This window comes from Caulobacter segnis ATCC 21756, assembly GCF_000092285.1.
GTDB lineage: Bacteria > Pseudomonadota > Alphaproteobacteria > Caulobacterales > Caulobacteraceae > Caulobacter > Caulobacter segnis.
In genome coordinates this window covers 1,399,539-1,411,740 of the sequence record NC_014100.1, presented here as the reverse complement: position 1 = coordinate 1,411,740, position 12,202 = coordinate 1,399,539, and the positions used below count along the sequence as shown (strand labels likewise).

The following is a 12,202-nucleotide window of genomic DNA, read 5'->3' as shown; positions in this document are numbered from 1 at the left end:
GATGATACAGCGCCGCGAACGCTCGTACTCGCCCCCTCCGCGCTGACGCGCTCCTCCCCCGGAGGGGGAAGAAGGCCCGCGTCTCCTTCCGCCCCCTCCGGGGGCGGACGACCACGCATAGCGTGGTCAGGTGGGGGCCTGCAGCGGTGGCCGATTGGCGCTGAAACCCGTCCCCCGCGACGGGAGCCATCCTTACATCTCACGGCGAGACGATCGCCAGGCTGCAGCCTCCAAGGGATGTAAGGTTCGCACCGACCTCGGGAGGTCGGCTTGCGCCCCATTGCAGACGCGGCGCGGGCCCCTCCCTCTCTCCATGAGAGAGGGATTTGGAGTGTCCACCTTCCCCACCCATCGCTGACCTTTGGAATGTCTGCTGCTCGATAGGCGCGACCTCTCCGAGGCCCCTACTCCGCGTAAAGCCCCAACGCCTCCAAGCACAGCTCCAGCCCCGTCACGTCCCGCAGCGGGTCGTGGGTGACGATCACGAACAGGCGCCGCGCCTCGCCCCACAGCATCACGGTCTCGGGCAAGCCGTGGTCCTCGATCTGGCGGTCGTCGGCGTCGCGCCAGACGCGGTTCTCGTCCAGCGTCGCGCCCAGCATCTGGTCGACGCGGGCGAGGTACTCGGCCTCGATCTCGCTGGCGACGTTCAGATAGGCGAAGATCGGGCGGCCCAGGCCGGCCAGCACCCCGGCTTCGAACACGGCGGCGGTGTCGGCCGAGGGGCCTCGGAACGGGGTCAGGTTGACGACGCCGGCGTCGGCCTGGCGCAATTGCGCCATGCGAGCGGCGTAGAACTGCCTGGCCACCAGTTCGTCGCCGCCCTCGCCGGGCGGCATGACGGCGGGGGTCAGGGGCTCGAACCCCGCCTCCAGGCACAGGGCCCGCTCGCGGGCGGCCTGGATGTCGGAATCGGGGAGCCAGGCTTGAGGGCCGGCGAGCCATAGGGAACGGACGGGACGCATGTGTCTTACGTCTGGTCCCAAGGCGCCGCTGTCAATGTTTGGCGTTCAATGTTTGTCGGAAGGTTGAATGACGTCGATCGCGCGAAGAACCCTGCTGGCCGGCGGCCTCGCCCTGGTCTCCGCGTCCCTCGCCTCCGCCGCCCAGGCCGCCGCCTCGCAGCCGTGGCTGGCCTATGAGCGCCGCCTGAGAGGCCTGTTGGCCGATCCCCCGAGCGGCGACTTCGACGAAGATTTCGAGCAGACCCTGCTCGACCTCAACAACCTGATCCGTCGTCGGGAGGGCGCGCCGTCGCTGGCCTGGGACGCGGGGCTGGCCGCCGCCGCCCGCGCCCACGCCGCCGACATGGCGCCGTGAGAACGGTTCGACCACCTGACGCGGGACGGATACTCCCCGGCCGGCCGCGTAGGGCTTTTGGCGCGCGACCTGGTCGGCGCGGCGGCCGAGAACATCGCCATGCGCCGTAACGCCGACGGGGCGGTGCGTCCCGACCAGATCATGAACCAGTGGCGCGACAGCCCCGGCCATCGCGCCAATCTCGTGGCCCCCAGCTTCACCCATGTGGGCTACGGCGCCCTGCGCCAGGGGCCGCGCGTCATCGCCGTCGGCGCCTATGCCGAGGTCGCCGCGCGTCTCCCGGGGCCGGCGCCCCTGCGTGTGCGCGGTCCCGACGAGATCGCCCGCGCCCTGGCCAACGCGACACCGGCGATCCGCCAGTTCTCGGTCTCCGAGCCTGGCGGCGACATCCTCACCGTCACCTATGTCGAGGGCCGGCCTCCGGGCGTCCTGCGCCCCGGCGCCTGGCAGCTGCGCCCGCACCTCTCCTCGGGCGAGCACCGCTACCAGATGGCCTGGGGACCCGTGTTCGTGCTGGAGTGACGGCGCCTACTGCGCCACCGCCAAGGCCTCGATGCGAAGGTCGACCGCGTCGCCGATCATGCCGGCGGCGCTGGCGCTGCCGAACGCCTTGCGGCTGATCTGGCCGGTGATCGTGAAGCCGGCCTGCTTCTTCTGATTGTTGGGCGCGGTCCCGATCTTGTTCAGCTTGACGTTCAGCACGGCGGGCTGGGTCACGCCCATGATCGTCATGTCGCCGGAGACCTTGGCCGTCGTCTCGCCGGTCTTCTCGACCTTGGTCGACTTGAAGGTCATGGTCGGGTTCTTGACCGCGTTCAGCCAGCGCTCGCCCTTCAGGTGATCGTCGCGGGTCGTGTTGCCCGTGAGCAGGCTGCCCACCGTCACCGTCGCCTCGACGCGCGACTTCTCGGGCGCGGCCTCGTCCAGCCAGATCGTCCCTTCCGACTGGGCGAACAGGCCGATCACCGAGTTGAAGCCGAAGCGGTCGATGACGAAGGTGGTCTCGGTGTGGGCGGTGTCGATCTTGTAGGCGACCTCGGCGGCGAAGGCGGGGGCGGCGGCGACCGACAGAGCGGCGCCGGCGATCACGGCGGCGAGCAGGCGTTTCATGGAGCGTCTCCTTCGTCATTTCCCGGGCGGGACCGGCGCGAACCGTTCATCACCCCGATCGACGGCGCAAGCTGGAAACGAAGCCCTCGCCCCCCGACGAGGGCTTCGTGCGTCAGGCGACCAGTTCGACCAGCAGCGCGTCCAGCTGTTCGAACTGCCCGGGCAAGCCGGCGGCGGAGCCCTGGATGGCCTCGTCGCAGGCCTCCTTGGAGGGATAGAGCTCGCTCAGGGTCAGCAGGGTCTGGCCGCCCCGATCTTCGAAGGTGACGGTGGTCACCGAGATCTCGCCCCCCTCCTCGTTGGTCCAGACGATCTTCGAGTGCGGCGTCACCTCGGTATACTTGCCGTAGAAGGCCATGGCGTTGGCCGCGTCGAGCCCGAACTCCAGGCGGTAGCCGCCGCCGGTGCGCACATCCATCTCGCAGGCCCGCAACGGCACGCCCAGGGTCTTGGGCACCCACCAGCGCTGGAAGAGCTCGGGCTTGGACCAGGCCTCGAACACGATCCGCGCCGGTCCGTTAAAGAGCCGGGTCACGACCAACTCCCGGTCCGACTTGCGCGTCACGACCGTCTCATTCTTTGCCGACATTCTGGTGCTCCCTCTGCTTCAAGTCCTCGACGATCTCGTCCAGCGCCTCGAACCGCAGCGCCCAGCGCTGGCGGTAGCGCTCGATCCACGCCGCCTCTTCCTCCAGCCCGCTGGTGACCAGCCGGCACGTCCGCACGCGGCCGATCTTCTCGCTCGTCACAAGGCCCGCCTCTTCCAGCACAGCGACGTGTTTCTTCATGCCCGTCAGGGTCATCTGGAACTGGTTGGCGAGCTCGGTGATCGACGCCTCGCCACGCCCCAGCGCCTCCAGCACGCCGCGCCGGGTGGCGTCGGACAGGGCGGCGAACGAGGCGTCGAGGCGGGCGGCTGAATACTGAACCATTTGGTTCAGTTTATGCACGCGGGACGCCGTTATGCAAGCGGCAAACGAAAAGCCCCCGGCCTGGGAGGGCCGAGGGCTTCGTGGGATTTAAGCTTGGGTACTGAAACGAAGCTTAGTTCTTGGCCTGGTCGACCAGCTTGTTCTTGGCGATCCAGGGCATCATGTCGCGCAGGCGCCCGCCGACTTCCTCGATCTGGTGCTCGGCCGCGCGACGGCGGGTGGCCTTGAACGAGGGCTGGCCCACTTGGTTTTCCAGCATGAAGTCGCGGACGAACTTGCCCGACTGGATGTCCTCCAGCACGCGCTTCATCTCGGCCTTGGTTTCCGGCGTGATGATGCGCGGACCCGTCACGTACTCGCCGTACTCGGCGGTGTTCGAGATCGAGTAGTTCATGTTGGCAATGCCGCCCTCGTACATGAGGTCGACGATCAGCTTCAGCTCGTGCAGGCACTCGAAATAGGCCATTTCGGGCGCGTAGCCGGCTTCCACCAGCACTTCGAAGCCGGCGCGGACCAGCTCGACCGTGCCGCCGCACAGGACGGCCTGTTCGCCGAACAGGTCGGTCTCGCACTCTTCGCGGAAGTTGGTCTCGATGATGCCCGAGCGGCCGCCGCCGATGGCCGAGGCGTAGGCCAGGCCGAGGTCGAGGGCGTTGCCGGTGGCGTTGTGGTGCACCGCGATCAGGCACGGCACGCCGCCGCCCTTCTGGTACTCGCCGCGCACGGTGTGGCCCGGGCCCTTCGGCGCGACCATCAGCACGTCGATAGTGTTCTTCGGCTCGATCAGGCCGAAGTGGACGTTCAGGCCGTGGGCGAACAGCAGGGCCGCGCCGTCACGGATGTTGGGGGCGATGTCGTTCTTGTAGATCGCGGCCTGGTGCTCGTCCGGCGCCAGGATCATGATCAGGTCGGCCCAGGCGGCGGCTTCGGCCACCGTCATGACCTTCAGGCCCTCGCCTTCGGCCTTCTTGGCGGTCGGCGAGCCGGCGCGCAGGGCGACGGCGACGTTCTTGGCGCCCGAGTCGCGAAGGTTCAGGGCGTGCGCGTGACCTTGGCTGCCATAGCCTACGATAGCGATCTTCTTGTCCAGGATGCGGGCGATGTCGGCGTCGCGGTCGTAGTAGACGCGCATGTTTTTTCTCCAGGACTGGTCGATCAGGGTCACTCGGCGCAACGGACGAGCGACGAAGGCCGGGCGTTTGAGCGTTTTTTTGCCGTTTCGTCAAGGCGGAGCCGACAGAACGGGGAAAACGCGCGACCTTCGTGACCCTGTTTTAGGCGCAGCCTCGCGGCTTCGCCATCACGGGACGAAAAAACCTCGCGCGTCGGGCATGAAAAAGGCGGGGGATCGCTCCCCCGCCCAATGCTGGTCACCCAGGAAAGGCGATCACCAGAAAAGATCGCGCCAGACGCTCAGGACCTGGCCGCTCCAGACGTCGACCAGGATGGCGTCGCCGCCGACCCGCACCCACTCGCAGCCGATCGGCGGCTGGGGCAGGCCATAGCGCCAGGCGTCGAGATAGTACGAGCTTCCGTACCACCCGCCCGGCAGGTAGTCGCCGAACGACCAGCTGCGGACATACCAGCCGCGCGGATAGGCGTAGACCGGCGCGCGGTAGCGCTGGGGCGCGCGATAGCTGGGGCGGTAGGTGTAGCGGTCATAGTGGGGTCGCCCCCGGTCGCGATCCCGGTAACGGTCGCGACTGCGGTCGTTCCACTCCCAGCTGCGGTTGTCGTTCCAGCGATAGTCGTTGCGGTTCCCGCCGCGATTGTCGTTCCAGCGATCGTTGTCGCGGTCACGATCGCGGTCCGGGCCGCCTGGACGATTGTCGTTGCGATCCCAGCCGCCTCGGCGGTCGTCGCCGCCGCGCGCCCGGTCGCCGCCCCGATCGCCCTCCGGACGCGCTTGCTGAGGCTGGGCCTGCTGCGGCTGAGCTTGCTGAGGCGGTTGCGGGCGATCGCCCCGGTTCCAGCCGCTTTCGCCCCCCTCGGGACGGTTCCAGCCGCCGCCGGGTTGGCGCTGGCCGCCGCGGTCGCCGCCTCGGTTTTCCCAGCGACCGCCGCGATCGCCACGATCGCCGCCGCGGTCGGGACGCGGGCCATTGTCCCGCTGCTCACCCTGCTGCTGCTGAGCGACCACCGCCCCCGCCGCGCCGGCCTGGGCCGCGCCCGCCAACAGCGAGAGCGCCAGGGCGGTCGTGATCACACGTTTCATTTCTTGCTCCGAAGGGCCTTGAAGGCAGGCCCGGGCTTGTCCCTTGATAACAGTCTCGGACTCGCCGGATGAACCACGCTTGAACATGACGCCGGAGGACTTGATGGCCGCGCATCCCAACGACGTCGTCAGCTATTGGCGCCAGGCCGGCCCAGCCAAGTGGTTCGCCAAGGACGCCGCCTTCGACTCGGCCATCGCGCTGAAGTTCGAGCAGACCCACTACCGCGCCTCGATGCGCCGCTACGACGCCTGGGCGCAGACGGCCGAAGGCGCGCTGGCCCTGCTGATCCTGCTGGACCAGTTCCCGCGCAACATGTTCCGGGGCACGCCGCACGCCTTCGCCACCGACCCGCTGGCGCGCACGTTCGCCCGCGCCGCCATCGCCGCGGGCCACGACCATGACCCCGCGATCGATCCGACGCTGCGGCCCTTCTTCTACCTGCCGTTCGAGCATTCGGAGTCGCTGGTCGATCAGGAGTTCAGCGTCCAGCTGTTCGCCGCCCTGCAGGCCGACACCGGCGACGAGGAGTCGATGAAGTGGGCCCTGCTCCATCGCGACATCATCGCGAGGTTCGGCCGCTTCCCGCACCGAAACGCGGGTCTTGGCCGCGAGACGACGGCCGCCGAGCAAGAGTTCCTGGATGAAGGCGGCTTCGCGGGCTGACAACGCCGTAACTTTGCTTTGTAAAAATTCGCCTGTACGAGTGCGTCCGCTCATTTCTACGGGGAATGCCAAGACATGAAAGCTTTCCGCAGCGCGCTGGTCGTCGGCCTGGCGCTCTCCGCCATCACGCCCGCCACCGGTTTTGCTCAAGCCAAGGCCAGCAAGGGCCAGCAGATGCAGACCCAGGCCTCCAGCGACGTGCCGCGCTGCGCGCGCAAGCTGGGCACGCTGTCGATCGTCGACGGCGACGATTCCAGCGGCTGGACCCAGTACAATCTCGCCTCGCCGCAGAAGGTGCTGCGCGCCATCGTCCAACGCTCGGGCTGCTTCAACCTGGTCGACCGGGGCGCGGGCCTCAGCGCGGCCGAGAAGGAACGCAACATCGGCGGCAATCTGGGCCTGCAGCGCGGCTCGAACGTCGGCCAGGGTCAGGTCAAGGCGGCTGACTACGTGCTGGTCGCCGAGGTCCAGGGCAGCAACAGCAATGTCGGCGGCGGCGCGGTGGCCGGCGCCATCGGCGGCCTGATCGGCGGTCGCGTCGGCGGCCTGGTCGGCGGCATCAAGACCAAGAAGCTGGAAGCCAACACGGTCCTGTCGCTGACCAACGTCCGCACCACCGAGACCATGTCGGTCGCTGAAGGCTACGCCGTAAAGAACGACATCGGCTGGGGCGCCGGCGGCGGGCTGGGCTTCGCCGGCGCGGTCGGCGGCGGCTACGAGGACACCGACATCGGCCGCATCGTCACCCTGTCGTTCATCAACGCCTATTCGAAGATGATCGGCGATCTGGGCCTGCTGTCGGAGGCCGGCCCGGCCGCCGCCGCCGCGCCGACCAAGACCTTCGCCGCCCAGCGCCCCATCGCCCTGCGCGCGACCCCGGTCGCCGGCGGCAAGCTGATCCGCACCCTACCCGCCGGCGCCATCGTCTACCCGACCGGCAAGCAGCAGGAACTGTGGTGGGAAGTGGCCGACGAGAACGACAATGTCGGCTGGGTGCTGAACACGGGCCTCGCGCCGAGCAAGTAGGTCGGGCTCGATCCTCCCCCTCAAGGGGGAGGTGTCGACTCGAAGAGACGACGGAGGGGGAAGAGGCAGGCTCTCCAGCGCTTCCCCCTCCGGCCCTTCGGGCCACCTCCCCCGCTGGGGGGAGGATAACTGGCGTCGCCCTGTGGATCGCTCTCGGCGCCGCAGTGTTCAAGGCGGCGATTCGCCCCCACATTCATCCCCATGACCACCGCCGTCCTCGACGCCCCGAAAGCCGCCGCCGATCATCCCGAGCGGCAGTATCTGGCCTTGCTGGCCGATATTCTCGACCACGGCGTCCAGCGCGGCGACCGCACGGGCACGGGCACGCTGGGCGTCTTCGGCCGGGCAGATCCGCTTTGACCTCTCCAAGGGCTTCCCGGTCCTGACGACCAAGAAGCTGCACCTGCGCTCGATCATCATCGAGCTGCTGTGGTTCCTGAAGGGCGACACCAACATCGCCTACCTCAAGGACAACGGCGTGCGCATCTGGGACGAGTGGGCCGACGAGAACGGCGACCTTGGCCCCGTCTATGGCAAGCAGTGGCGCTCTTGGGCGACGCCGGACGGCCGCGTGATCGACCAGATCAGCAACCTCGTCGAGAACCTGAAGACCAATCCCTACAGCCGCCGCCACATCGTCACGGCCTGGAACCCGGCCGACGTCGACGACATGGCGCTGCCGCCCTGCCACTGCCTGTTCCAGTTCTTCGTCGCCGATGGAAAACTGAGCTGCCAGCTCTACCAGCGCAGCGCCGACGTGTTTCTGGGCGTACCGTTCAACATCGCGTCCTACGCCCTGCTGACCCTGATGGTCGCCAAGGTCGTGGGCCTGGAGCCGGGCGAGTTCGTCCACACCTTCGGCGACGCGCACCTCTATCTGAACCACCTCGACCAGGCCCGCGAACAGCTGACCCGCGAGCCCTTCGATTTCCCGACCATGAAGATCGCCGACAAGCGCGACCTGTTCGGGTTCGAGTACGAGGATTTCAAGCTCGAGGGCTACCAGGCCCACCCGCACATCAAGGCCGAGGTTTCGGTTTAGCCCTTAGGGCTTCAGCACGATTTTCCCCGCCAGCTTGGCGGATTGCAGCAGCGCCTGGGCCTCGCCGGCCTCGCGAAGCGGCAGGACCTTGGCGATCGTCGGCTGGATCGCGCCCTCTCCGATCAGCCGCAGGACCTCGGCGAGGTCCTGGCGGTAAGCCTCCGGCCTCGCATTGCGCCAGGACGTGACGTTGTAGCCGACCACGCCCCGGCTGCCGCTGAACAGCTTCAGGGCCGACAGGCGGTCGGCCAGCAGCATCTTCAGCATCGCACCCGGCCGCGCCTTGCCACCCTTCGTCGCGTCGTAGCCGCCGTACAGCACCGCCGTCCCGCCGTCTCGCAAAGCCGCCAGGGATGCGGTCTTCAGGTGCGCCCCGCCGACATGGTCGAAAGCCGCGACCACGCCGCCGCCCGAGATCTCGAACGCGCGCGCCGCCACGGCCTCGGCGCGATAGTCCAGGTGGACGCCGCCCTTGGCCTCGACCTCGGTCTTCTTGCCCGACGAGGCCGTACCGATCGCCCTGACGCCCGCCAGTCTCGCCAGATCCAGCAGCAGGCCGCCGACTCCGCCGGCCGCGCCGTGGACCAGGACCCACTCGCCAGTGAGCGAGCCGGCGACGCGATGAAACATCTGCCAGGCGGTCAGGCCGTTCAGCACGCCAGCGACCAGGGCCTCGGCCGGCGCGTCTTCCGGCGCGGCGACCAGCAGGCGGGCGTCGACATTGCGGCGGGTGGCGTAGGAACCCGTCACGGTCAGGGCCGCCACCCGCTGGCCGACGGCGAAGCCCTCGACGCCGGTCCCCAGCGCCTCGATCCGCCCCACGAAGTCGTAGCCCGGCGTCACGGGCGCCTTCACCCCGGGATAGAAGCCGGTTCGCATGACGATGTCGGCGAAGGCCACGCCGGCGGCCTCGATCGCCACCCGCGCCTCGCCCGGTCCGGGCGGCGGCAACGCAACCTCGCGGCCGCGCAGAACCTCGACCCCGCCCGTCCGGGCCATGTGCATCTCGAACGCCGTCGCCGACATCGCGCCCTCCCCGATCTCTCTTCTCTGGCCGCGACAGTGATCAACGTTCAGGTTTCGATCAAGCCATGGCGCGTCGCGCCGACGCCCGCTAATCAAGGCCCATGACCCAGCCCGCCCTCGCCATCGTCGTCGCCCGCGCCGCCAACGGGGTGATCGGCCGCGACGGCGACCTGCCCTGGCGGCTGAGGTCGGACCTGGCCCTGTTCAAGGCCAACACCCTGGGCAAGCCGATCATCATGGGGCGCAAGACCTGGGACAGCCTGCCGCGCAAGCCGCTGCCGGGCCGCATGAACGTCGTGCTGACCCGCGACCAGAGCTTCGAGCCGGACGGCGCGGTCGCTTGCGAGACATGGATGGAGGCCGTCCAGATGGCCAAGGAGCAGGCCGCGGACGACGGCGTCGACGAGGTCTGCGTGATCGGCGGCCGGGCCCTGTTCGAGCTGGCCCTGCCCAAGGCCAAGCGCCTCTACCTGACCGAGGTCGCGGCCGAGGTCGAAGGCGACGTCCATTTCCCGGCCTTCGACGAAAGCGCCTGGACCGAGGTCCGCCGCGAGGAACATCCCGCCGGCGACGGTGACGACCACGCCTTCGTGTTCAGGGTGCTGGAGCGACTCTAGAAGACGCCCTTAAAACGTAAACCCGATTGCAACGACAACCTGCGATACGCGACCCTGGGTGTGGGAGCAGACCTTGATCGCGGGTATCCAGAATCCGTCGCGCGACGACCAGAGTCTCCGGATCGCGGGCCTTTTGGCGGCCTTCGGGGGATCGATCATCTTCAGCCTGTTCCTGGCTGGAGCGACCCATAACCTGCCCTCGATCTGGACCGCCAATGCGGTGGTCATCGCCGGCCTGCTGACCCTGAAGGGCAACGCGCGCTGGATCATGCTGGCCCTGGTCGGCTTCACCCACGTCGCCATCGAGCTGATCGCCGGGGTGCGGGTCTCGTTCATCCTGCTCGTGGTCCCGCAGGACCTGATTCAGAATGTCCTGATCGCCTTGGGCCTGGAGCGCCTGGGCCTGACGAACCACATGCGCAGTCCATGGGGTCTGGCCCGCATGACGGCGGTGGCCTCGGTGATGGTCATCGTGTTCTCGACGATCACCACCGTCAGCCTGGCCCTCATGCACGGCAAACCGATGTGGAGCGGCTGGGCGGACTGGATTCCGCCCAACGTGCTGGGGCTGTTCCTGGCGATGCCGACGACCATCATGCTGATGGACCGCCGCCACAAGCCGCTCTTCCCCGCCTCGGCTTGGCAGCTGACCATGCTGACCACGCTGGTGGTCGTCAGCGCGGTGGCGATCTTCACCTGGGACCCTGGCCTGCAGGCCCTGCTGTTCGCCCCCGCCATGCTGGCCGTGTTCCGAGGCGGGCCGCGCGCGGCGGCGATCCTGGTGATCGCCTCCCTGGCCGCCTCGATCCCCGCCGTGCTTCACCGGGTCGGAATCGATCGCGACCTGGCGCTGACGCCCTTGCGCCACGCGGTCATCTTCCACGTCATGCTGTTCGCGGTGTGCCTGACCGCCGCCATGATCCTGGAACGGCAAAAGCGTCTGCAGGCCTTGATGGCGCGGGGCCGCGACGCCGCCCGCGACGCCCAGAGACCAGCGCCCAGGCCGCCAACAAGGCCAAGTCCGAATTCCTGGCGACCATCAGCCACGAGATCCGCACGCCGCTCAACAGCATCCTCGGCTTCGCCGGCCTGGTGGCCGCCGATCCTGGCCTGTCGCCCGATAGCCGTCGCCGCCTCGACCTGATCGAACGCGCGGGCCGCTCTCTGGTCGAGATCGTCAATGACCTGCTCGACTTCTCCAAGTTGGAAGCCGGCCGGATGGAGCTGGACCCCGAACCGCTTGCGCCGGCGGTGGTGCTGCGCGACGCCATGGCGATCGCCGCGCCGGCGGCCGAGGCCAAGACCCTGGCCCTGCGGGTGGAGATCGAAGGCGACGACAAGCAGGCGCTGTTCCTGCTGGACGAAACGCGCCTGCGCCAAGTCTTGCTGAACCTTCTCTCCAACGCGATCAAGTTCACCCGAGACGGCCACGTGACCGCGCGTCTCGAGCTGTCCGAGCGGCGGCTTCGGTTCGAGGTCTCGGACACCGGTATCGGCATCGCGCCGGACGTGCAGGCGCGTCTGTTCCAACGCTTCACCCAGGCCGACAGCTCGATCAGCCGCGGCTATGGCGGCACCGGGCTGGGCCTGGCGATCAGCAAGGCGCTGGTCACCCGCATGGGCGGCGAGATCGGCGTCGTCAGCGCGCCGGGTCGGGGCTCCTGCTTCTGGGTCGAACTGCCCGCCCATCCCGCTCAGCCAACACCCAGGCTGGACGCGGCCGCGCCAAAGCCGTGCGACACCCGAGGCGCCCGCGTGCTGCTGGTCGACGACCATCACGTCAATCGCGAGCTGGGCTGCGCCCTCCTGACCTTGGGCGGGCATGAGGTGATCACCGCCGAGGATGGCGCGAGCGCGGTCTCGCTGCTGCGCGACCAGGACTTCGATTTGGTGCTGATGGACGTGCACATGCCCGTGATGGACGGCTTGGCGGCCACCAACGCCATCCGGGCGATGGGCGGGACCAAGGCTCGGGTGCCCATCCTGGCGCTCAGCGCCGACGTCATGCCCGAACAGGTCGCGCGGTGCGTGGCCGCCGGCATGGACGGCCACCTGGCCAAGCCGATCGTCCGCGACGCCTTGCTGGCGGCCGTGGCGCGCTTCACCGCGCCGTCCGAGCAAGACCTCGCCCGCTCCGCGTCGTCGAACCTGTAGGCCGTCGCGGCTCGCCGTACGGAAGTCTCGCCAAGTTCAAACGCGCGTTTATAGTCTCTCCATCGCCCAGCAGAGGCGAACAGGGAGAGACGCGCG

At 68.5% G+C, this 12,202-nt stretch carries 12 protein-coding genes and 2 pseudogenes; 7 read left to right on the top strand and 7 right to left on the bottom strand.

From position 1 onward, the window contains the following. Positions 1-404: 404 nt before the first annotated feature. Entirely contained in the window at positions 405-965 is a 561-nt protein-coding gene (locus tag CSEG_RS06555; protein ID WP_013078467.1) for a nucleoside 2-deoxyribosyltransferase, read from the bottom strand. Positions 966-1,032: 67 nt separating this feature from the next. Between CSEG_RS06555 and CSEG_RS06550 the strand changes: the two are divergent. Further along, positions 1,033-1,842 (top strand): annotated as a pseudogene (locus CSEG_RS06550) (CAP domain-containing protein). A 6-nt stretch (positions 1,843-1,848) separates the two neighbouring features. Here CSEG_RS06550 and CSEG_RS06545 read toward each other — a convergent pair. The 5 genes from CSEG_RS06545 to CSEG_RS06525 form a co-directional block, all read right to left on the bottom strand. Beyond that, on the bottom strand, positions 1,849-2,430 hold the full coding sequence (locus CSEG_RS06545) for a YceI family protein (protein ID WP_013078466.1): 582 nt from the start codon (positions 2,428-2,430) through the stop codon (positions 1,849-1,851). Between the two features lie 112 nt (positions 2,431-2,542). Continuing rightward, positions 2,543-3,019, bottom strand: coding sequence for an SRPBCC family protein (locus tag CSEG_RS06540; protein WP_013078465.1), 477 nt, complete (start codon positions 3,017-3,019; stop codon positions 2,543-2,545). Further along, the gene (locus tag CSEG_RS06535; protein ID WP_013078464.1) at positions 3,003-3,362 is read right to left on the bottom strand and encodes an ArsR/SmtB family transcription factor; all 360 of its coding nucleotides are present in this window, start codon (positions 3,360-3,362) and stop codon (positions 3,003-3,005) included. Before CSEG_RS06535 ends, CSEG_RS06540 begins: the two co-directional genes overlap by 17 nt. A 112-nt stretch (positions 3,363-3,474) precedes the next feature. Continuing rightward, positions 3,475-4,527 (bottom strand): ketol-acid reductoisomerase, encoded by a 1,053-nt coding sequence (gene ilvC / locus CSEG_RS06530; RefSeq protein ID WP_227878922.1) that lies wholly within the window; start codon positions 4,525-4,527, stop codon positions 3,475-3,477. Positions 4,528-4,749: 222 nt separating this feature from the next. Beyond that, on the bottom strand, positions 4,750-5,577 hold the full coding sequence (locus CSEG_RS06525; RefSeq protein ID WP_013078462.1) for an RcnB family protein: 828 nt from the start codon (positions 5,575-5,577) through the stop codon (positions 4,750-4,752). Positions 5,578-5,677: 100 nt separating this feature from the next. On the opposite strand from CSEG_RS06525, the gene CSEG_RS06520 reads away from it, so the two are divergent. The 3 genes and pseudogenes from CSEG_RS06520 (at position 5,678) to CSEG_RS06510 (ending at position 8,309) form a co-directional block, all read left to right on the top strand. Beyond that, entirely contained in the window at positions 5,678-6,241 is a 564-nt protein-coding gene (locus CSEG_RS06520; protein WP_041538503.1) for a DUF924 family protein, read from the top strand. A gap of 75 nt (positions 6,242-6,316) precedes the next feature. Next, complete coding sequence (locus tag CSEG_RS06515) at positions 6,317-7,267, top strand: SH3 domain-containing protein (RefSeq protein WP_013078460.1); 951 nt, start codon at positions 6,317-6,319, stop codon at positions 7,265-7,267. 201 nt (positions 7,268-7,468) lie between these two features. Further along, positions 7,469-8,309, top strand: a pseudogene (locus CSEG_RS06510) (thymidylate synthase). Positions 8,310-8,312: 3 nt separating this feature from the next. On the opposite strand, the gene CSEG_RS06505 reads toward CSEG_RS06510, so the two are convergent. Further along, complete coding sequence (locus CSEG_RS06505) at positions 8,313-9,335, bottom strand: zinc-binding dehydrogenase (protein WP_013078459.1); 1,023 nt, start codon at positions 9,333-9,335, stop codon at positions 8,313-8,315. 101 nt (positions 9,336-9,436) lie between these two features. Between CSEG_RS06505 and CSEG_RS06500 the strand changes: the two genes are divergently transcribed. The 3 genes from CSEG_RS06500 to CSEG_RS22840 all read left to right on the top strand — a co-directional run bounded on the left by CSEG_RS06500 (position 9,437) and on the right by CSEG_RS22840 (position 12,106). Continuing rightward, positions 9,437-9,952 carry a dihydrofolate reductase gene (locus tag CSEG_RS06500; protein WP_013078458.1) on the top strand — a complete coding sequence of 172 codons (516 nt, stop codon included), beginning with the start codon at positions 9,437-9,439 and terminating at the stop codon, positions 9,950-9,952. A 73-nt stretch (positions 9,953-10,025) separates the two neighbouring features. Continuing rightward, positions 10,026-11,096 carry a hypothetical protein gene (locus CSEG_RS22845; protein WP_013078457.1) on the top strand — a complete coding sequence of 357 codons (1,071 nt, stop codon included), beginning with the start codon at positions 10,026-10,028 and terminating at the stop codon, positions 11,094-11,096. Next, positions 10,982-12,106 carry an ATP-binding protein gene (locus tag CSEG_RS22840; protein WP_244264944.1) on the top strand — a complete coding sequence of 375 codons (1,125 nt, stop codon included), beginning with the start codon at positions 10,982-10,984 and terminating at the stop codon, positions 12,104-12,106. Before CSEG_RS22845 ends, CSEG_RS22840 begins: the two co-directional genes overlap by 115 nt. Positions 12,107-12,202 lie beyond the last annotated feature (96 nt).